This is a genomic window from Micromonospora sp. AKA38, from assembly GCF_027925725.1.
Lineage (GTDB): Bacteria > Actinomycetota > Actinomycetes > Mycobacteriales > Micromonosporaceae > Micromonospora.
This window is the reverse complement of record NZ_BNEI01000004.1, coordinates 1-19,908: the sequence shown is the minus strand read 5'-3', so window position 1 is coordinate 19,908 and position 19,908 is coordinate 1. Positions and strand designations below refer to the sequence as shown.

The 19,908-nt window shown below is 73.1% G+C and carries 19 protein-coding genes and 1 pseudogene; 6 read left to right on the top strand and 14 right to left on the bottom strand.

What is annotated here, in order from left to right; all coding sequences use genetic code 11:
* The first annotated feature begins 480 nt into the window (after positions 1-480).
* Positions 481-1,125 carry a C39 family peptidase gene (locus TPA0908_RS15745; RefSeq protein ID WP_281936375.1) on the top strand — a complete coding sequence of 215 codons (645 nt, stop codon included), beginning with the start codon at positions 481-483 and terminating at the stop codon, positions 1,123-1,125.
* A 50-nt stretch (positions 1,126-1,175) separates the two neighbouring features.
* Here TPA0908_RS15745 and TPA0908_RS15740 read toward each other — a convergent pair whose 3' ends face one another.
* Both TPA0908_RS15740 and TPA0908_RS15735 read right to left on the bottom strand, forming a co-directional pair.
* Entirely contained in the window at positions 1,176-1,829 is a 654-nt protein-coding gene (locus TPA0908_RS15740; RefSeq protein WP_281938671.1) for a DedA family protein, read from the bottom strand.
* 24 nt (positions 1,830-1,853) lie between these two features.
* Positions 1,854-2,210 (bottom strand): VOC family protein, encoded by a 357-nt coding sequence (locus TPA0908_RS15735; RefSeq protein ID WP_281938669.1) that lies wholly within the window; start codon positions 2,208-2,210, stop codon positions 1,854-1,856.
* Positions 2,211-2,366: 156 nt separating this feature from the next.
* Here TPA0908_RS15735 and TPA0908_RS15730 point away from each other — a divergent pair, with 156 nt between their 5' ends.
* Positions 2,367-5,252 (top strand): aconitate hydratase, encoded by a 2,886-nt coding sequence (locus tag TPA0908_RS15730; RefSeq protein ID WP_281938667.1) that lies wholly within the window; start codon positions 2,367-2,369, stop codon positions 5,250-5,252.
* Between the two features lie 66 nt (positions 5,253-5,318).
* Here TPA0908_RS15730 and TPA0908_RS15725 read toward each other — a convergent pair whose 3' ends face one another.
* Positions 5,319-6,050, bottom strand: coding sequence for an SDR family oxidoreductase (locus tag TPA0908_RS15725; protein WP_281938665.1), 732 nt, complete (start codon positions 6,048-6,050; stop codon positions 5,319-5,321).
* 94 nt (positions 6,051-6,144) lie between these two features.
* Between TPA0908_RS15725 and TPA0908_RS15720 the strand changes: the two genes are divergently transcribed.
* The 3 genes and pseudogenes from TPA0908_RS15720 to TPA0908_RS15710 form a co-directional block, all read left to right on the top strand.
* Positions 6,145-6,993 carry a LysR family transcriptional regulator gene (locus TPA0908_RS15720; protein ID WP_281938664.1) on the top strand — a complete coding sequence of 283 codons (849 nt, stop codon included), beginning with the start codon at positions 6,145-6,147 and terminating at the stop codon, positions 6,991-6,993.
* 389 nt (positions 6,994-7,382) lie between these two features.
* Positions 7,383-7,964, top strand: a complete 582-nt coding sequence (locus TPA0908_RS15715; protein WP_281938662.1) for a DinB family protein — start codon at positions 7,383-7,385, stop codon at positions 7,962-7,964.
* A pseudogene (locus TPA0908_RS15710) lies at positions 7,948-8,530 on the top strand (IS5 family transposase); the annotation flags it as partial. The gene TPA0908_RS15715 and the pseudogene TPA0908_RS15710, both read left to right, overlap by 17 nt.
* On the opposite strand, the gene TPA0908_RS15705 reads toward TPA0908_RS15710, so the two are convergent.
* From TPA0908_RS15705 to TPA0908_RS15670, 8 genes are all read right to left on the bottom strand, one after another.
* Positions 8,528-8,986 (bottom strand): GNAT family N-acetyltransferase, encoded by a 459-nt coding sequence (locus tag TPA0908_RS15705; RefSeq protein ID WP_281938660.1) that lies wholly within the window; start codon positions 8,984-8,986, stop codon positions 8,528-8,530. The pseudogene TPA0908_RS15710 and the gene TPA0908_RS15705 overlap by 3 nt on opposite strands.
* A gap of 22 nt (positions 8,987-9,008) precedes the next feature.
* Positions 9,009-9,617 carry a GTP-binding protein gene (locus TPA0908_RS15700; RefSeq protein WP_107162530.1) on the bottom strand — a complete coding sequence of 203 codons (609 nt, stop codon included), beginning with the start codon at positions 9,615-9,617 and terminating at the stop codon, positions 9,009-9,011.
* Positions 9,598-9,987, bottom strand: a complete 390-nt coding sequence (locus TPA0908_RS15695) for a DUF742 domain-containing protein (protein ID WP_281938657.1) — start codon at positions 9,985-9,987, stop codon at positions 9,598-9,600. Before TPA0908_RS15695 ends, TPA0908_RS15700 begins: the two co-directional genes overlap by 20 nt.
* Positions 9,984-10,409 (bottom strand): roadblock/LC7 domain-containing protein, encoded by a 426-nt coding sequence (locus tag TPA0908_RS15690; RefSeq protein ID WP_281938655.1) that lies wholly within the window; start codon positions 10,407-10,409, stop codon positions 9,984-9,986. The genes TPA0908_RS15695 and TPA0908_RS15690 overlap by 4 nt, the downstream gene beginning before the upstream one ends.
* 66 nt (positions 10,410-10,475) lie before the next feature.
* Positions 10,476-12,917 carry a sensor histidine kinase gene (locus TPA0908_RS15685; RefSeq protein ID WP_281938653.1) on the bottom strand — a complete coding sequence of 814 codons (2,442 nt, stop codon included), beginning with the start codon at positions 12,915-12,917 and terminating at the stop codon, positions 10,476-10,478.
* An 80-nt stretch (positions 12,918-12,997) separates the two neighbouring features.
* The gene (locus TPA0908_RS15680; RefSeq protein ID WP_281938651.1) at positions 12,998-14,551 is read right to left on the bottom strand and encodes a prenyltransferase/squalene oxidase repeat-containing protein; all 1,554 of its coding nucleotides are present in this window, start codon (positions 14,549-14,551) and stop codon (positions 12,998-13,000) included.
* A complete protein-coding gene (locus TPA0908_RS15675) occupies positions 14,548-15,423 on the bottom strand; it encodes a terpene synthase family protein (RefSeq protein WP_281938649.1) in 876 nt (291 codons plus the stop codon). Before TPA0908_RS15675 ends, TPA0908_RS15680 begins: the two co-directional genes overlap by 4 nt.
* Complete coding sequence (locus TPA0908_RS15670) at positions 15,420-16,757, bottom strand: cytochrome P450 (protein ID WP_281939317.1); 1,338 nt, start codon at positions 16,755-16,757, stop codon at positions 15,420-15,422. The genes TPA0908_RS15675 and TPA0908_RS15670 overlap by 4 nt, the downstream gene beginning before the upstream one ends.
* A gap of 340 nt (positions 16,758-17,097) precedes the next feature.
* Here TPA0908_RS15670 and TPA0908_RS15665 point away from each other — a divergent pair, with 340 nt between their 5' ends.
* Positions 17,098-17,346, top strand: a complete 249-nt coding sequence (locus TPA0908_RS15665; RefSeq protein ID WP_107162524.1) for a DUF2630 family protein — start codon at positions 17,098-17,100, stop codon at positions 17,344-17,346.
* A gap of 88 nt (positions 17,347-17,434) precedes the next feature.
* Here TPA0908_RS15665 and TPA0908_RS15660 read toward each other — a convergent pair whose 3' ends face one another.
* From TPA0908_RS15660 to TPA0908_RS15650, 3 genes are all read right to left on the bottom strand, one after another.
* Entirely contained in the window at positions 17,435-18,361 is a 927-nt protein-coding gene (locus tag TPA0908_RS15660) for a serine protein kinase RIO (RefSeq protein ID WP_107162523.1), read from the bottom strand.
* Positions 18,362-18,522: 161 nt separating this feature from the next.
* Positions 18,523-19,167 (bottom strand): HAD family hydrolase, encoded by a 645-nt coding sequence (locus tag TPA0908_RS15655; RefSeq protein ID WP_281938646.1) that lies wholly within the window; start codon positions 19,165-19,167, stop codon positions 18,523-18,525.
* Positions 19,168-19,223: 56 nt separating this feature from the next.
* The coding region (locus TPA0908_RS15650; protein ID WP_281938644.1) for a carbon-nitrogen hydrolase family protein at positions 19,224-19,908 on the bottom strand (685 nt) is incomplete at its 5' end.

Below are 19,908 nucleotides of genomic sequence, written 5' to 3'. Positions count from 1 at the left end.
CGGCGGGCTCCGGGTTGAGGGCACCCTGGGGTGCGGGATGTGCGGTTTCGTGGGCACTCGAGCGGGGCTGCGGTGAGGCGCCCCTGGGCGATTGTCGGGTTTTGTCGGGTTTGGGGTGGTCGGGGTCACTGGCTCGGCGGAATGGTCGCCGGGGGCGGGGCGTTGTACCTGGCAGACCGCGTGGAGCCCGGCCCCCGGGCCGCTGGCAGCCCCGGTCGGGAATGAGCGGCCACCGGCCGTCGTTACCTCACCGGGCCAGCCACCCCCGGGTAGGCGGGCCCCGTGTCGACGGAATGTGCGGCCACCGGCCGTGGTTACAGCCCCTGGAGCCGCCGACCCGGCCACCCCCCGGTGAGCCGGTCGCGCCGGGCCCCTGAGCAGGCCCCCTTTCGGCCGCCGGGCCCACCCCTTTCAGACCTTTCCCCGCACGCAGGCGTCCCCCGCGCCCGCGTATCCCCCACCCCCCTGGGAGGCATCATCATGGCTACCACTGTGCTGCGTAAGACTGTGCTGACCGCTGCCGGTATCGCCGCGACCGCCGGTGGGATCGCCGGCCCCGCGATCGCCGCCCACGCCGCCCACGCCGACAAGGCCACCGTGGTGGCCGACCGTAAGAGCGGCGAGCGGGAGTTGGACGTGCGCTACGAGGCGCAGCCGAACTTCTACTACTGCGGCCCCGCCGCCGCCCGCAACGCCATCAGCGTGCTCGGCAAGAACATCGACGTGCACGCGATGGCCAAGGAGATGGGCACCACCGAGAACGGCACCAACAGCATCAACGACATCACCCCGGTCCTGAACAAGGAGACCGGCAAGCCCTACCGCTCCGTCGAGATCAAGGACCGCAAGGCCGACGACAAGCAGACCGACAAGCTGCGCGCCGACATCGTCCGCACCGTCGACGACGGCCGCGCCGTGGTCGCCAACATCGCCGGCACCGCCACCGACACCGACGGCACCACCCACTCCTTCGAAGGCGGCCACTACATCAGCGTCGTCGGCTACCAGAACAACGGCACCACCGTCACCATCGCCGACAGCGCCAACCCGAACACCGCCTCCTACCGCATCAGCGTCGACAACCTCGCCGACTGGATCGCCACCCGCGGCTACAGCACCAGCTGACACCAACGCGCAAGGGCCCGACCCCACCAACGGGGGTCGGGCCCTTGCTGTCAGCGCTCGGTCGCGCCGACCGGCTCGTTCCGCTCGGGCGTCTCGGCCGCGGCCAACCGCTTCCCGCGCCGGCGCAGCCACCACGTGCTGACCAGGCCGGCCAGCACGGCGAGCACCAGCCCGGCCCAGGAGATGTCCTTGAGCCAGTGCTCGGCGGCCCGCCCGACGTAGAACAGCAGGTACGTCGTGCCGAAGGCCCAGACCAGGCCGCCGGCCGCGTTCGCCACCAGGAACCGGCGGTACGGCACGTGCAGCGCCCCGGCCAGCGGGCCGGCGAGGATGCGCAGCAGCGCGACGAACCGGCCGAAGAAGACCGCCCACACACCGTGCCGGGCGAAGCTCTGCTCGGCGCGGGCCAGATGCGCCGGGCCGAGATGCTTCGGGAAACGCCTGCCCAGCCGTTCCAGCAGTGGCCGGCCGCCACGGCGGCCCACGGCGTACCCGATGGAGTCGCCGACGATCGCGCCGGTCGCCGCCGCGACGGCCACCCACTCGGGCTGGACCACTCCGGTGGCGGCGAGCAGGGCGGAGCTGACCAGCACGATCTCGCCAGGCAGCGGGACGCCCATGCTCTCGACGCCGATCACCCCGGCGACGATCAGATAGATCACGCCGGGGGGTAGCACGGAGAGCCAGTGCTGCACGTCGACCACGCTCCGACACTACCCGGGTGGAACTCAGCCCGTGGGGGCCAGAAACTCCAGCCGGTTGCCGTGCGGGTCGTACGTGTGGAACCGCCGCATGCCGGGGATCTCGTCGTCGCCCCAGGTCACGCTGTGGCCGGCGGCGTCCAGCCGAGCGGCCAGCCGGTCCAGGTCGGCACGGACCAGCGCCGGGTGGGCCTTGCGGGCGGGCACGAAATCGTCCTCCACGCCGAGGTGCAGTTCGGCGTCGTACCCGATGAACCAGCAGCCGCCGCGGGCGGCGAGGGCCGGGGGTTTGGGTTTCTCGGTGAGGCCGAGCAGACCGACGTAGAACGCGCGGGAGCGGTCCTCGGAGCCGCGCGGGCAGGCCAGCAGCACGTGGTGGATCATGGTGGCACCTCCTCGTCCCGCAGCGTGGCACGAGGTTGCGTGAATAGCAAGACGGACGTACGGTTTTGTAGAGACCGACGCGGGTAAGTGTCGCCTAAGCACGGCGGCGCCCCGGTCGGTGCGACAAACTGCTCAGGACTACTCACGGTCGCTGGTGTGAAGGAGTACGACGTGGCGAGCCTCGACACCTTCGGTGCGAAGACCCAGCTACGCGTCGGAGACGCGAGCTACGAGATTTTCAGGATCGGCCAGGTTCCGGGGCACGAACGACTGCCCTACAGCCTGAAGATCCTGCTGGAGAACCTGCTGCGGACCGAGGACGGCGCGAACATCACCGCCGACCACATCCGGCAGCTCGGCGGCTGGGACCCCACCGCCGACCCGAGCGTGGAGATCCAGTTCACCCCGGCCCGGGTGCTGATGCAGGACTTCACCGGCGTGCCCTGCGTGGTCGACCTGGCCACCATGCGCGAGGCCGTCCGCGACCTCGGCGGCGACGCCACCAAGGTGAACCCGCTCGCCCCGGCCGAGCTGGTCATCGACCACTCGGTCATCGCCGACCTGTTCGGCCGCGAGGACGCGTTCGAGCGCAACGTCGAGCTGGAGTACGAGCGCAACAAGGAGCGCTACCAGTTCCTGCGCTGGGGTCAGAGCGCGTTCAACGAGTTCAAGGTCGTCCCGCCGGGCACCGGCATCGTGCACCAGGTCAACATCGAGTACCTGGCCCGCACGATCATGGAGCGCAACGGCCAGGCGTACCCGGACACCGTCGTCGGCACCGACTCGCACACCACCATGGTCAACGGCCTGGGTGTGCTGGGCTGGGGCGTCGGCGGCATCGAGGCCGAGGCCGCGATGCTCGGCCAGCCGGTCAGCATGCTGATCCCGCGCGTGGTCGGCTTCAAGCTCTCCGGTGAGATGCCGGCCGGCACCACCGCCACCGACCTGGTGCTGACCATCACCGAGATGCTGCGCAAGCACGGCGTGGTCGGCAAGTTCGTCGAGTTCTACGGCCCCGGCGTGAGCGCGGTGCCGCTGGCCAACCGCGCCACCATCGGCAACATGTCGCCGGAGTACGGCTCCACCGTGGCGATCTTCCCGATCGACGCCGAGACGGTCCGCTACCTGGAGCTGACCGGCCGCGACGCGTCCCAGGTCGCGCTCGTCGAGGCGTACGCCAAGGAGCAGGGCCTCTGGCACGACCCGAACCACGAGCCGGCGTACTCGGAGCGCCTGGAGCTGGACCTCGGCACCATCGAGCCGTCCCTGGCCGGCCCGAAGCGCCCGCAGGACCGGGTGCCGCTGGGCAGCGCGAAGACGCTGTTCCGCTCCGCGCTGACCGACTACGTGGCGGCCGACGAGACCGGCGGCGACCCGGGCCGCAAGCCGGGCGTGCCGCAGCAGCAGAAGCCGTTCGGCACCGACGGCCCGGCCGACGAGGCCAGCGCCGAGTCGTTCCCGGCCAGCGACGCGCCCGCCAACGGCGTCAACGACCCGGCGGACGCGCCGCGCGACCTGGAGACCGCCGCCGTGGGCGCGGGCGGCCGGGCCACCAACCCGGTCCGGGTGACCGGCGCCGACGGCGTCGAGTACGAGCTGGACCACGGCGCGGTGGTGATCGCCGCGATCACCTCCTGCACCAACACCTCGAACCCGCAGGTGATGATCGGCGCCGCGCTGCTGGCCCGCAACGCGGTGGAGAAGGGCCTGGCCCGCAAGCCGTGGGTGAAGACCACCCTGGCGCCGGGCTCGAAGGTCGTCATGGACTACTACGACCGCGCCGGCCTCACGCCCTACCTGGAGAAGCTCGGCTTCAACCTGGTCGGCTACGGCTGCACCACCTGCATCGGCAACTCCGGCCCGCTGCCGGAGGAGGTCTCCGCCGCCGTCAACGAGGGCGACCTGGCCGTCGTCTCGGTGCTCTCCGGCAACCGCAACTTCGAGGGCCGGATCAACCCGGACGTCAAGATGAACTACCTGGCGTCCCCGCCGCTGGTGGTCGCGTACGCGCTCGCCGGCACCATGGACATCGACCTGGCGAACGAGCCGATCGGCGAGGACGCCCAGGGCAACCCGGTGTTCCTGCGCGAGATCTGGCCGAACACCGCCGAGATCCAGGACGTCATCGCCTCCGCGATCGGCGCCGCCGGCTTCAGCTCCGCGTACGCCGACGTGTTCGCCGGCGACGAGCGCTGGCAGTCGCTGCCGACCCCGACCGGTGACACGTTCTCCTGGGCGGGCGACTCCACCTACGTGCGCAAGCCTCCATACTTCGAGGGCATGCAGCAGGAGCCGACCCCGGTGCAGGACATCGCCGACGCCCGCGTCCTCGCGAAGCTGGGCGACTCGGTGACCACCGACCACATCTCCCCGGCCGGTTCCATCAAGGCGGACTCCCCCGCCGGGAAGTACCTGGCCGAGCACGGTGTGGCCCGGCACGAGTTCAACTCGTACGGCTCCCGCCGCGGCAACCACGAGGTGATGATCCGGGGCACGTTCGCCAACATCCGGCTGCGGAATCAGTTGCGGCTCCCGGGCGCCGGTTCCGATGCGGGAGCTGCGCTCCCTGAAGGCGGCTTCACGGTCAATCACCTGACCGGCGAGCAGTCCTCGATCTACGACGCCTCGATGGCGTACCAGGAGGCGGGCGTCCCGCTGGTCATCCTGGCCGGCAAGGAGTACGGCTCGGGCTCGTCGCGGGACTGGGCGGCCAAGGGCACCATGCTGCTGGGCGTGAAGGCGGTCATCGCCGAGTCGTACGAGCGGATCCACCGCTCGAACCTGATCGGCATGGGCGTCCTGCCGCTCCAGTTCCCGGTCGACACCACCGCGGAGTCGCTGGGCCTGACCGGCACCGAGACGTTCTCGATCAGCGGTGTCACCGCGCTCAACGACGGCGACACCCCGCGCACGGTGAAGGTCACCACCGACACCGGCGTGGAGTTCGACGCCGTGGTCCGCATCGACACCCCCGGTGAGGCGGACTACTACCGGCACGGCGGCATCCTCCAGTACGTGCTGCGCCGCATGATCGCCAGCTAGCACCTGGTGCAAGGAGGGGCCCCTTGTTAACAGACGTCTGTTAACAAGGGGCCCCTCCTTGCACGGTCACCAGGGCACCACGCCGGCGTCCTCGAAGAATCCTCCGGTCGGCCCGTCGTCGGGCAGCGTCGCCAGCCTGATCCCGATCGCCGCGCCCTGCTGCGGCGTACGCACCCCGCGGAAGCCGTTCAGGTCGGTCGCGGTGAAGCCGGGGCAGCCGGCGTTGATCAGGATGTCGGTGTCAGCGAGCGCGCGGGCGTACTGGATCGTCACCGCGTTGAGCATCGACTTCGACGGCGCGTAGGCCACGGAGAGTGGGCCCGTCTGCTCCTCCCCGGTGGAGGCGCTCTGCCGGGCGAGCGAGCCGACGCCGCTGGACATGTTGACGATCCGGGGAGAGGCCGAGCGGCGCAGCAGCGGCAGCATCGCCTCGGTGACCCGGATGACGCCGATCACGTTGACCTCGACCGCGGCCCGCACGGTCGCGACGTCCGCGCCGCCGGGCCGCTGCGGCATGCCGCCGGTGACGCCGGCGTTGTTGACCAGCACGTCGAGACCGCCGGCCTGCTCGGCCAGCAGGCGGGCGGCGGCGGTCACGCTCGCGTCGTCGGTCACGTCCAGCGGTACGCCGAACGCGTCCACGCCGGCCGCGCGCAGCTTCGCCACGGCGGCCTCCCGGCGCTGCTCGTCGCGGGCGCCGACGCCCACCCGCCAGCCGAGCGCGCCCAGCCCGGCCGCGATCTCGTACCCGATTCCCTTGTTCGCGCCGGTCACCAGCGCGATCGTGCCTTCACTCATGCAACCGATCCTGGCCGCGCCGGCACCGGGCGGCCAACACCGTCTCGGTAGCGGGCGATACCCGACGGGTATCGCCCGGAGGTACGGTGGCCGGGTGGAGACCCGGGAGTTGCGCTACTTCGTCGCGGTCGCCGAGGAGCTGCACTTCGGCCGCGCCGCCCGCCGCCTCGGCATCGCCCAACCACCGCTGTCGCGGGCGATCGCGCAGCTCGAACGGCGGCTCGGGGCGACGCTGCTGGCCCGCGACAGCCGGGCCGTCACGTTGACGCCGGCCGGCGCGGTGCTGCTGCGCGAGGGCCGGGCCGCGCTGGACGCGGTGGCCGCCGCCGACCGCCGCACCCGCCGCGCCGCGTCCACCGTGCTCGGCGAGCCCGGCCTGGTGCTCGCCACCAAGGCCGGCGCGTCGAGCGAGCTGCTGCCGAAACTGCTCGACGCGTACGCCGCCGAGCCCGACGCGGTCGCCGTGGAGGTGCTGCTGTGCGGCATCGGGGAACAGGAGCGGCTGCTGCGCGACGGGCGGGCCGACGTGGCGCTGCTGCACCTGCCGTTCGACTCGACGGCCGGGCTCGACACCGAGGAACTGGTGACCGAACAGCAGGTGGTGGTCCTGCCGGCCGGGCATCCGCTGGCCGGCCGGGCGCAGGTGCGGGCGGCCGACGTGGCGGCGCTGCCCGACCTGCCGCTGCCGCGCTGGCCACGCCGGGACGGCAGCTATCCGGACGGGCCGGGGCCCGAGGTCCGCGACCACGCCCAGTTGCTCCAGTTGATCGCGCTCGGCCGGACGGCGGCGGTGCTCCCCGAGTCGTGCCGGACGCTCCTGCGCCCCGACCTGGCCGCCGTGCCGGTGCCGGACGCGCCGGCGGTGACCACGGTGATCGCGTGGCCGCCGCACAGCCGGTCGCGGTCCCTGGCCGCCCTGGTCCGCACCGCCACCCGCCTCTAGCCACGCCCGCGCGGGCTGCCCGGCCACCGCTGCGGCCACGCGCCACGCTGCTCTCCTGAGGGCACGCCGCGCCACCCGGCCGCCTCGGCAGTCGCCGGGTGTGTCCGGAGGCAGCGCTCGGCCGGACCCGCCCAACTCGCCTCCGGGCGTGTCGCGGCCGGCGGCGTAGTTGCCCGCGAAGCGGTATACCTCTCCGTCATAATTATGACGGAGAGGTATACCGCACCAAAGTGAGTTGTTCCCTGCCACGGCGACGCTCAGTAACCAGCGACCCTGCACGAGTCAAGGGCCGCACGAGCCAAGGTCCGCGCGACCTCGGCTCTGCCGGTCGTTGCGGACCGCGTACGGGATCTTGAGACCACGAGTAGCCCGTGGCAGGCTCATGCCGCATGATCGATGATTTCGCGAAAGCCAACCTGCACGGGAGACTGCGGCGGGACCGCAAGGCGCTGCTCTGGAAACTCGACGGCTTGTCCGAATACGACGCCCGCCGACCTTTGACAGCAACCGGGACCAACCTCCTCGGCCTGGTCAAACACGTGGCCACCGTCGAGGCCAGGTACTTCGGCGAGGTCTTCGACCGCCCTTCCCCGGAACCGCTGACCCGGTGGCAGGACTCCAACGGCAGCGATCTGTGGGCGACCGAGCACGAGACCCGCGATCAGATCATCGCGCTCTACCGGCGCACGTGGGAACACTCGGACGCGACGATCAACGCGCTTCCCCTCGACGCCCCCGGTCACGTGCCGTGGTGGCCGGAGCCTTACGCCGACACGAACCTGTTCGCCATCATGGTCCATGTCCTCGGCGAATCCATCCGGCATGCCGGGCACGCCGATATCCTGCGCGAGGGCCTCGACGGCCGGACCGGGTTGCGCGCCGAACACGAGAACCCGATCGACGAGGAAACCCGTGCAGCCTACTGCGCGAAGATCGAGCAGGCCGCCAGGTCGGCTGACGAGGCGGCATGACCTGACCGACGGGCAATGGGCTGTTCTGGCTCCGCTGCTGCCTGCCGCGCCGAGGACAGGTCGTCCGCCGAAGTGGGAGAAACGGCAGCTCATCGACGCGATCCGGTGGCGGGTCCGGATCGGCGTGCCGTGGCGTGACGTCCCGGCCCAGTACGCGCCCTGGCCTACCGTCTACGGCCTGTTCCGTCGCTGGCAGCGCGACGGAACCTGGGACAGGATCCTGTCGGCGTTGCAGGCGGCCGGCGATGCGACCGGCCGGATCGGCTGGACGGTGAGCGTGGACTCGATGACCAGCCGCGCCCATCAGCACGCCGCCGGTGCCCGCACCGATGGGCATCTGCAGAAGGAACCACCCGGCGGTGTGCACGACGAGCCTGCCGATCATGCGCTGGGCCGATCGCGCGGCGGGCTGACCACCAAGACTCATCTGGCCTGCGAGCAGGGCCAGAAGGTCCTATCGATGATCGGCCTGCATCCCCAGCAAGAGCGACCAGGACGCCCACCGCAAGGCCAAGGGCTCCAAGGGCTGGCGCCCACCCGCGTTCCGGCTTATGAAACACGCCTTAGGCAAGCAGGTCCTTGCGCATCTGCTGGGTGACCACCTGGTAGCCCGACGTCCGGTAGAGCGTCGCGGCCCTCTCGTTGGCGCCGAAGACGTTCAGCTCCAGCGCCCGGGCGCCTCGTTCCCGGGCCGCCCGCTCCCCCGCCGCGAGCAACGCCCGGCCCAGGCCCTGACCGCGGCGGTCGGCGTCCACCTCGATGTCGTAGATGAAGGCGCAGTGGGCGACGCCGCGCGGATGGGTCAGGCCGATCCACAGCCGGCCGATCGACGAACCGTCGGGCAGCACGCCGATCAGGAGGAGCATGCCGGGCGTGGCCAGGCCGTCCGGCAGCAGGGCGGCGTTGGCCTCCCGCGCCCGGTCGAGCGCCTCCGCCTCCGTCCAGTTGCCGGCCGTGACGTGCTCCCGCGCGTACTCGACGGCCAGCTCGTCCTGCCAGCTGTCGAACTCCGCCGGTGTCATCGCTCGGACGGACACGGCCGGCTCAGTCACCGGCGGCCCGCCGACGCGCCTCACGCAGCTTCATGGCGTGCTCCAGCAGCGTGATCAGCACCTCCTTGGCCGACTCGCGCTGACGTGCGTCGCAGAGCACCACCGGCACGCCCGGGTCCAGGTCGAGCGCCGCCTGGACCTCGTCGAGCCGGAACTGCCGGGCTCCCTCGAAGCAGTTCACCGCCACCACGAACGGCGTGCCCCGCCCCTCGAAGTAGTCGATCGACGGGAAGCAGTCGGCCAGCCGGCGGGTGTCGGCGAGCACCACCGCGCCGAGCGCGCCCAGCGCCAGCTCGTCCCAGACGAACCAGAACCGGTCCTGTCCGGGCGTGCCGAACAGGTAGAGCACCAGATCGTCGCTGAGCGTGATCCGGCCGAAGTCCATCGCCACGGTGGTGGTCGACTTCGCCTCCACCCCGGACAGGTCGTCGATGCCGATCCCGGTCTCGGTCAGCACCTCTTCGGTACGCAGCGGCCGGGTCTCGCTGACCGCGCCGACCATGGTGGTCTTGCCGACGCCGAAACCACCGGCGATCAGGATCTTGATCGCGGTGGGCAGCGGCGCTGCTCCCGCCGGCCGCTCAGAGCGCCCGTAGTCCATTGATTACCGCCTCGAAAACATGCTCGTCGGGAAGGCCGGCGGGGGTGGCGCGCGGCTCGCGTACCTGCACCAGACTGCGGGCCGCCAGGTCTCCGAGGAGGACCCGGACGGTGCCCACCGGCAGGTCGAGATGGGCGGCGATCTCGGCCACGGAGAGGATCCGCTGACAGAGGCCGACTATCGCCACGTGCTCCGGGCCCAGCCCGGACTCGGACCCGACCTCGGTGCGGGTCGCGGTCACCAGGGAGATCAGGTCGAACGTGCCGGTCACCGGGCGGGCCCGGCCACCGGTCACCGCGTACGGGCGGACCACCGGCCCCGCGTGGTCGTCGACCCACTCCTGCTCGGTGGGCTCCCCCCGGCCTGTCATCGCGCCGCGTTCTCGCCGAGGGGCTGTTCCCGGGTGGGTGACGCGACGAACCGGCCGACCCGGGTGACAAGCATGGCCATCTCGTACGCGATCAGGCCGACGTCCGCGTCCTCCGCCGCCAGCACCGCCAGGCAGGCGTTGCGGCCGGCCGCGGTGACGAACAGGAAGGAGGACTGCATCTCGATGATGGTCTGCTGCACCTGACCACCGCCGAACCGCTTGCCCGCACCCCGGGCCAGGCTCTGGATGCCCGCCGCCATCGCCGCCAGGTGCTCGCCGTCGTCCCTGCTCAACCCGCGGGACGAGGCCATCAGCAGTCCGTCGGTGGAGAGCGCCACGGCGTGTTCCGCCTGCTTGACCCGGCCGACCAGGTCATCCAGCAGCCACGCAAGATCCGCGCTCGAAGCCGTCTTCTGCGCCACTCGTCGTCCTCTTCTCCCCGGCTGGTGTGCCGTTCTCGTCCCGGATGCGTCGGCCTCGACGCCCGGTCAGGTGACCTGCTCGTTTCCGTCGGCCGGCCCGTCACCGGCCCCGTGCGCCCCACCGAGCAACCGCGCCGCGTCGGTGCGGCCACGTCGGGTTCCACTCTGGTAGGAGCTCATCATCCGGCGTACCTGCTCCGGCGCGCGCGCCGTGTCGTCCGCCCCGTCGTCGTCCGCCTCGGACCGTTCGTGCCGCAGCTCCGGGACGAGGCTGGCCTGGCGTACCCGGACGGGCAGCCCGGCGTCGGTCTGCGGCGGCGCCGCCTCGGCCGCGGGCGGGGCGGCGCGGTTCTCGACCACGGCCAGCTCCGCGGTCGGCCCGGCCACCGCGGGCTGCCGTTTGCGGGTACGCGCCGGCAGCCCGGACGGCGTCATCCGGGGCGCGGGCGGTGCCGGCTCGGCCTCCGGCGTACCGGTGTCGACCGGGCCGAACCCGCCGGTGGTGCCGTCCTCGCCCACCCGGACCACGACGGTCTCCTCGGCGGGCCGACCCGATCCGTCAGGCGCCACGATGGCCGGCGACGGCGCGTCGTCGTCGCGGGCGTCGTCGGAGCCGCCCGGGTCGCCGGCGTCCGTGCTGATCAGCTCGCGCGGGATCAGCACCACCGCGGTCGTGCCGCCGTACGCCGACTCCCGGAGCTGCACCTTCACGCCGTGCCGCTCGGTGAGCCGGCTGACCACGAACAAGCCGAGCCGGGCGGCGTCGGCGAGGTTCAGTTCGGAGCGGTCCACGATGCGCGCGTTGGCGGCGGCCAGATCGTCGCCGCTCATGCCGAGGCCGCGGTCCTCGATCTCGAGAGCGAAGCCGTTGGCGACGAGTTGGCCGCGGACCTCCACAGCGGTCTGCGGCGGCGAGAAGGAGAGGCCGTTCTCGATCAGCTCGGCCAGCAGGTGGATCACGTCACCGACGGCGCGGCCGGTCAGCGACACCGCGCCGAGCGGCCGGACGGTCACCCGGGTGTAGTCCTCGACCTCGGCGACGGCGCCGCGCACCACGTCGACCATCGGCACGCTGCGCCGCCAGGCGCGACCCGGCGTCGACCCGGAGAGCACGATCAGGTTCTCCGCGTTGCGCCGCATCCGGGTGGCCAGGTGGTCGACCCGGAACAGGTCCTCCAACTCCTCGGCGTCGTGTTCCCGGCGTTCCATGGCGTCGAGCAGCGTGAGCTGGCGGTGCACCAGCGCCTGGGTGCGCCGGGCCAGGCTGAGGAACACGTCGCGGACGCTGCGGCGCAGCTCGGCCTGCTCGACGGCGGTGCGGACGGCGGTCTCCTGCACGGCGTTGAACGCCTTGCCGACCTGGCCGATCTCGTCGTCGCCGAACTGCAACGGCGGCGCCTCCCGGGCGACGTCCACCTCCTCGCCGTGTCCCAGCCGCTCCACCACGCTGGGCAGCCGCTCGTTGGCCAGCCGGAAGGCGGCCTCGCGCAGCCGTTCGAGCTGCCGGACCAGCGCGCGGGCCGTGGTGATCGAGACGATGACGGACGCGACGACGGCGATCAGGCCGAGACCGGCGGCGAGCACCAGCCGGACGATGACGCCGATGGCGACCGGGGTGGCCCGGGACACGATGTCCTCGCCGCCGGCGAGGATCACGCCGCGCAGGTCGGCCATCGCCCGGTCGGCGGCGGCCCGCCAGGCCGCGGCGGTGACCGGCGGGCGGACGTCCTCGCCCTTGGCCGCGAGCACCCGGTCCTGGAGCGTGCGTAGCTGCCCGAACGCCTCCCCCTCGACCATCTGCTGGTAGCGGGACCGGTCGGTCGGGGCGAGTTCCCGGGCGGTCCGGTCCGCGAGGAACCACTGGGCGCCGACCAGCCGGGCGAAGGCGGTCTGCTCGGCGACGGTCAGCCGGTTGGCCGAGACCGCGCCGGTGAGCAGCGCGTCCTGTTGGGACAGCAGCTCACGGGAGCGGTTCAGGTCGATCAGCGCCGCGGTGTCCCGGGCGATCTGGTCGTCGTCGAGACCGCCGAGCGCGTCGAAGACGGCGAAGATGCCGTCCACCGCCTCGTCGTAGGCGGCGAGCGTCGCGGTCCGGTCGATGGTCTTGCGGCCCACCTCGTCGCGGACCTGGACGAGCTGGCCGAGTTCGGCCTTCAGCTCGGCCAGCCGCTGCTCCAGCTCGTCGCTGGCCGGGACCTCGGTGCGCCAGTCCTGGACCGAGGTCCAGAGCGCGGTGGCCGCGCTGTCGGTGCGTCCACGCTGGGCCTGGAGCTCCTGCAACTGCCCGGGGTCGGACTCACCCAGGTAGCGCAGCGAGAGTCGGCGCTCGTTCTGAAGCTCCAGCAGCAGCGGGTCGCTCGGCTCGAAGACCCGCGCGTTGAGCGCCTGCACGCCGAGCAGGTTGAACCCGTCCCGTACGGTCACCCAGGCCGCGAACGCCCAGAGCGCGGTCAGCGACGCCAGCAGCGCGATGATCTTCGTACGGAGATTCGTACTGCGGGAACCCATCACACCGTCCTGGCCCGGTCTTCGGTCGGTCCGGAATCCGATCGACTCCGGCGCACGCTAGCAGCCGTCGTGAACTCCATTCAAGCGATCCTGATCATGGTGGGTGCCGGACGCGGCGACGCCCAGCCGGCACGCCCCGACGCGGCCAGTACCGCCGCGCGCACGATCCGCGTCGGGCGGTAGAGGTCCTTGTCGTGCCAGAGTGCCGGACCGCCATCGCATCCGTCCAGCTCGGACAGTCGGGCCCGGCCCCGGGCCAGCGCCGCGGCGATCCGGGGGTCCCCGGCGCGGCCCGCGCCGGTCAGCGCGAGCACCGCGTACGCGGTCTCCTCGGCGGTCCCCTGCCAGCGCCCCCACGATCCGTCCGCCCGCTGGGTGTCCAGCAGCCAGCAGACGCCCCGCTCGACGGCGGTCCGGGCCGCCCCGTCGGGCGCGTGGTCGGCCAGCGCGAGCAGCACCGCGTACGTCGCGTAGTACGCCGAGGCGTGCCAGCGGTCCTCCCACCGCCCGTCCGGCTCCTGCCGCTCGATGAGCCAGTCGGCGACCCGGCGGCGGGCCGCCGTCACGCCGGGCCGGGTCGGGTGCTCGCCGAGCGCGTCGAGCACGTGCGCGTTGGTGGTCAGCGAGGCGCCGTCCTCCCCCGGCCAGGTGCAGAAGTGCCGTCCGGTGTCGTACCCGGCGAGCGGGGCGACACCGAGCGGCCGGCCCAGTCGGGCCAGCACGTAGAGCACCACGGAGGTGGTGTCGGCGTCGGCCGGCAACCCGGGCGCGGTGGCCGCGCCGGACGCGCCGACGGCGGCGCCCAACTCGGCCAGCACCGGCTCCGGCACCCGCAGCGGGACGCCGGCCCGGATCAGGGCGGCGAGCGCCCAGGCCCGTTCGAAGACGGTGATCGGGCTGGCGCAGGGCACCGGCCCGGGCCGGCCGACCCCGCGCAGGTAGTCCAGGGCGGGGCCGGGCTCGGGCCGGCCGAGCCAGGCGGCCGTGGCGGCCGGGGAGGCGCCCACCGAGCCGCTCGCCGAGGGGCGGACACCGGCCGCCCCGGGGGCCAGCTCGCCGGTCACCTCCAGCGCGTGCGCCAGCTTCGCCGGGACCGGCCGGCCGGTGGCCAGCAGTCCGCGTACCCGGGTCAGCCGGGCCGGGTCGAGACCGGCCGGCAGGGGCAGGCGGGGCCGGTCCGCCCACCCGGCCAGCCCGGGCGGTGGGCCCGCCGGGCCGGTGAGACGCCGGTCCACGGCGGTCAGCAGCGCCGGCACGATCAGGTCGGTGGCCGGCAGGTCGGGCGGGGTGTCGCCGGGCAGCGCGGCGGCCAGGAACGCCAGGCCGCGGTGCGCGGCGGTGGTCGGCGCCGTGGCCGGCCCGGTCCGGTGCAGTTCGGTCAGCAGCGCCTCGACGGCGCTCAGCGTCGGCACCAGCGCGTAGCCGCCGGGCCCGCCCCACCCGCCGTCCGGGCGCTGCCGGTCGAGCAGCCAGGCCAACCGGGTGTCGTGGCCGGGCAGCCAGGGTGCCAGCGCGGCCAGCCGGCCGGTCTCGTAGATCGACGGCGAGGTCTGCCCCGTCGGGTCGTCGGCGAGCGCGTCGACGAGTTCCCGCGCGGGCCCGCTCCGGGTGGCCGGCTGGGCGGTGAGGCTCACCGCACGCCCCAGAAGTCGGTGTGCCGGTAGAACCCGGTGGTGAACCCGAGCTGGCGGGCCAGGAAGTCGGCCTCCCGGGGCGCCTCGTCGGCCAGCTTCGCCAGCAGCACCCGGCAGTGGTCGACCTGCTCGGCGAACCGCCGCTCGACCTCCGCCGGGTCGTCCACCAGCAGCAACGCGTTGAGGTCGCCCGACTCCGCGTCCCGGCGGTGCGTGCCGAGGTCGTTGACGAGGCGCAGCGCCCGCTGCACCTCGTCGCCGACCTCGATGAGCCGGTCCAGCGCGGCGGCGTCGGCGACCGATCCGGTGTGGATCCAGTGCGCCACGTTGACCACCGTGGCGGCGAGATTGTCCGCGTTGGCCAGGTACTCGGCGAGCGTGGGCCGGCCGGTGCGCCGCCACGTCCACTCGCGGGCCATCGCGTCCAACGTGCGTTCCATGGTGGTGCGCCAGCGTCCGCGCAGCGCGGCGTAGCCGGGCGCGGTGGCGACGTCGTCGCGCAGTTCGGCGAGGAACCGGCCGAGCGGGTCGGTCGTCGACGCGCCGTCCAGCACGTCCAGGCAGGTCCGGGCGATCCGGTCCACCTCGGCGCGGCTGGTCGCCCGCTGGTCGACCAGCCAGTCGACGGCGAAGCCCCACAACACCGCGCGGTTGGTGACCGCCAGCTCGGCGGCGGTGTGCCAGGGCGCGCTGAACGCCATCGCCGAGGCGATGCTGCCGAACAGCGTCGCGTCGAACGGGTCGTCGGGAAACAGGGCGGGGTGCGCGGCGGCCACCCGCCGCAGGCCACGCTGGCCGTGCGCGACGAGCGCGCAGATCCGGCCCTGTTCCGCCGCGGCGGTGATCGGATCCAGCGTCGGTCCGCCGGTCACGCCGGCTCCGCCCGGCCGGCCGCGAGCAACGTCAGCTCGACCCGCTCGCGGGGCCGCAGCGCCGCCGCCAGGCGCAACCAGGGCACGTCGGTGCGACGCAGCCGGAAGCGGTAGCGGCTGAGCATCGTGGCGAGGATGAGCTGGGCCTCCAGATAGAACAGGTACATGCCGAGGCACTGGTGCGGGCCGCCGCCGAACGGGAAGTGGGCGTACCGGTGGCGGTCGCGGACCCGCTCCGGCCGGAACCGCTCCGGGTCGAACTCGTCCGGCCGGTCCCAGAACTGCCGCATCCGCTGGGTGATCAGCGGGCTGACCGCCATGGTGGCGCCGGCCTCGATCGGCACGCCGTCGATGACGTCGTCGGCGACCGCGCGGCGCGGGATGATCCAGCCGATCGGGTAGAGCCGCAGCAGCTCGTCCAGCACCATCCTGGTGTAGGTGAGGTGGTCCAGGTGCTCGCGGCGTACCGGGCCGTCACCGACCACGTCGTCGATCTCCGCGTAGAGCCGCTCGGCGACCTCGGGGTGCTGGTGCAGGTGCGGCCAGGCCCAGGTGAGCACGTTGATGGTGGTCTCGGTGGTGGCGGCGAACATGGCCACGGTGTCGTTGCGGACCTGCCGCTCGTCGAGCCGCCGGCCGTCGTCGGTGCGGGCCCGCCACAGCGTGGAGATGATGTCGTCGCCGGAGTCGGCGTCGTCGCGGGTCTGCCGGACGATCGGCACCAGCACGTCGTCCACCACGCGCACCGCACGGCGGAACGCCCGGTCGCCCGGCATCGGCAGCGACAGCGGCGCGAACGGCACGACGATGCGGGGGATGACCGCGGTGGCGATGCGGTCCTGGGCGTCGATCACGCGCATCGCGTCCGGCACCGAGATGCGGTCGGCGAAGAGCACCTTCATGATCGCCCGGCTGACGATGCGGGCCTGCTCGAGGCCGATGTCGACCGGCCGCCCGGCGCGGTACGGCTCGTCCAGCTCGTCGACGGCGTCGGAGATGGCTTCGGCCATGCCGTCGATGAGCGCCTCCACCCGTTTGGCGGTGAACATCGGCTGCAACATCCGCCGGCTCGCGGACCAGACCTGCCCCTCGCCGAGGATGCCCTCGCCGAACAGCCGCTTGACCGGGCGCCAGAACAGCCCGTCGCCAGCCCGTTCGTAGTTGTCCGCCCGGTCGCGCAGCACGTGCTGCACGTGCCGGGGATGGGTGACCAGGTACGGGCGGAACGAGCCGAGGTTGAGCCGGACCAGGTCGCCACCGGTGCGGTTGCCCAGGTCGATCAGCGCGCGGGCCGGGTCCCGCAGGACGGCGGGCAGGATCTGCCGCAGCGGCACGACACGAGGCCGGCCGGTGGGCCGGGACAGGCCGGACGAATCGACCACCTGAACGCTCCCTCGGGTTGCTGAGGGTCGCTACCCCGTCTCGACCCGTGAACGTTGCTCGCGAGCATGCCATCCTGGACGTTGAAGCAAAAGACGGCAACGAGGATATTTCACTTAACAACAATCTCTTTGTCGAGAATGGAGCCGGTGGGATATGCGTCACGCCGAAAGGTTTGCGGTAAGGCCGGGCCCCCGCTCAACGCTTTCGGTATAGGTCGGAGCCCCGCTTGACACCTGCCTCTCCGGCGCGGGAACGCGGGCGCGGGCGCGTCCGCTGTGCCAAGCTTCGGGCATGGACGACAAGACCATCCTGAGCCGGATCTCCGAACTCGTGGACGAGGAGCACCGGCTGCGCGCCGGCGCACAGCAGCACGAGGCCGGCACCGACGACGAGGCCCGCGAGCGGCTCCGACACCTGGAGGAGTCCCTGGACCAGTGCTGGGACCTGCTCCGCCGTCGCCGGGCGGCCCGGCAGGCACACGGCGACCCGGACGCCCAGGGTGAGCGCCCGGTGCCGGAGGTCGAGCGCTACCTCCAGTGACCCGCGCTGCGGACGGCACCGCCGCCCGCAGCGGTACCGCCGAGCCGACGTCCCGGGCGGGACGGATCCCGCCCGGGACGCTCCCGGTTCAGCGGATCCCCGCCTCCCGCAGCAGCACCTCGGTCAGCGCCACCGGATCGGTGTCGGCGGCGGGCAGCCCCCGGGCGGTGAACCAGGCGGCCACCACGCGCACGTCGCGGGCCAGGAACTCGGCCCCCTGCGGGTTGGCCACCACGTCCACCACCTGCGGCAGGTCGATCAGGACCAGCCGGCCGGCGTGCACCAGGAGGTTGTACGGGGACAGGTCGCCGTGGGCGTACCCGGCCCGCGCCAGCACCACCAGGGCGTCGACCAACTGCTCCCACAGGTCGCGCAGCTCGTCGTCGTCCGGTCGGACCTGGGCCAGCCGGGGCGCGGCCTCGCCCGCCCCGGCGTCGCCCACGAACTCCAGCATCAGCTCGGTGCCGAGCAGTTGCACCGGGTAGGGCACGGCGATCCGCCCGGAAGCGGCGCCGATCTCCCACAGCCGGGACAGCGCGGCGAACTCGGCCGCCGCCCACTGCCCGGCGATCATCTGCCGGCCGAACGCGGTGCGCCCGGCCATCGCCCGCATCTCCCGCGACCGGCGTACCCGGCGGCCCTCCAGGTAGCCGGCGTCGCGGTGGAAGAGCCGGTGCTGGGCGTCCCGGTAGCGCTTGACCGCCAGCAGGCAGCCCCGGTCGGTGTCCGGCACCGCGCGGCGGACCAGGTGGACGTCCGCCTCCTTGCCGGTCTTGAGCATCCCCAGCTCGGTGTCCCGGGCGGCCAGCTCGGTCACCAGCCAGGCCGGGTGCGGCTCCGGGCCGTGGACGGCCTGGTCCCAGGAGGACCAGCGGTCCTCCGCGTCGGGCTCGGCGTCCGGGTCGGCGAGGGTCGGGGCCGGCCGGCCCCGCTTCAGGAAATCGGGTTCGTCGTCGTCGAAGCGGCTCTTGCCGCGGCCACGGCGCGGCTGCGCCGGGAAGTCGTGATCGCGCACTGGTGGATCTGTCCTTCGGTCGAGTCTGGTGGAGGCAGGCGGAACGACCCTGCAAAGACGGCCATGACCGACCTCCTCTCCTCGACCGGGCGACCCGGTTGCGCCCTCGCGCGGCACCATGCTCGTGGGCCGGTCCGGGCGGGGCAACCGATTTTCCCCGCTCAGCCCGCCAGCACGGCGGCCACGGCCGGGATCAGCCCGTCCTCCACCCGGGTCGGCGCGAAGCGGGGATCCGACCAACGCCGCCCCCGGTGCAGCCAGACGCTGGGCAGGCCCACCGCGGTCGCGCCGCCGATGTCCGCCTCCGGGCTGTCGCCGATCACCCACGCGCCGCGCAGCGGCAACCGGGCCCGCTGGGCGGCGAGCGCGAAGATCCGGGGGTTGGGTTTGCTGACCCCGGCCTCCTCGGAGATCACCCAGTCGGCGACGTACCGGTCCAGGCCGGTCCTGCGGATCTTGGTGTCCTGCTGGCGTTCCGCGCCGTTGGTGACCACCACCGGCACCCAGCCCGCGTCGGCGGCGATCCGCAGCGCGCAGGCCACCAGCGGGTCCAGCCGCATGTGCGCCACCACGCCGTCGTGCAGCTCCTCGACCAGGTCGATCGACGGGATGCGCAGCCCGTAGCGGTCCCGGATGGCGTCGGCCACGTCCCACCGGTTGGTCAGCCCGTCCGCGTCGACGGAGACCAGCCAGTCGAGGTCGACGGGCGGCGCGCCGATGCTCTCCAGGAAGCGTGCTCCCCAGGCGCGGAACGGCCCGTCGCGGTCCAGCAGGGTGTCGTCCAGAGCAAGCAGGAGCAACGGCACCTGAGCACCCTACGGGAACGCGCTGGGCACCGGCAGGGCCGGAGGTCCGGCCGCGGTCAGGCGACGAGCGTCGCGCGGGCGGCCCCGGCGTCGGGCAGCCGGTCGAGCAGCATGGTGTGCGCCGCGCGGGTGTCCGCCAGGACCGCCGGGTCCAGCGTCGCCACCAGCACGTCCTCCCCGGTGTCCGCGCCCCGGGCCAGCGCCCGGCCCTCCGGGTCGTAGACCGCCGCGCCACCGTTGAACCGCCAGGGCGCCACGCCGCCGACCGCGTTGGCGAAGACCACGAACATGGTGTTGTCCAGCGCGCGGGCCGCGTAGTAGAGGTCCCGACGGTGCGCCGAGCCGGCCAGGTAGCCGCTGGGGCAGAGGTAGCCGTGCGCGCCGTCGCCCGCCGCGGCCCGGCCGTGCTCCGGGAAACAGCCGTCGTAGCAGATGCCGAGGCCGAACCGCCACGTGTCGACCACCAGCGTGGCGCCGCGCCGGCCGGCGTCGAACAGCTCGCGTTCGCCGCTCCAGAGCTGCTGCTTGTCGTACGCCGCGGTGACCGTGCCGGTCGGGTCCACCACCAGCGACGAGATGGTGCGCCGCCGGTCCGGGTGGCGGACCGCCGCGCCGATCACCACGGCGGCCCCGCCGTCCCGGGCGGCGGCGCGCAGCGGGTCCAGCCGGGCGTCGTCGACCCGCCCGTCCGGGTCGGCGGTCACGTCCGTCCCGACGGGTCCGCGCCCAGCGTCGGCGGAT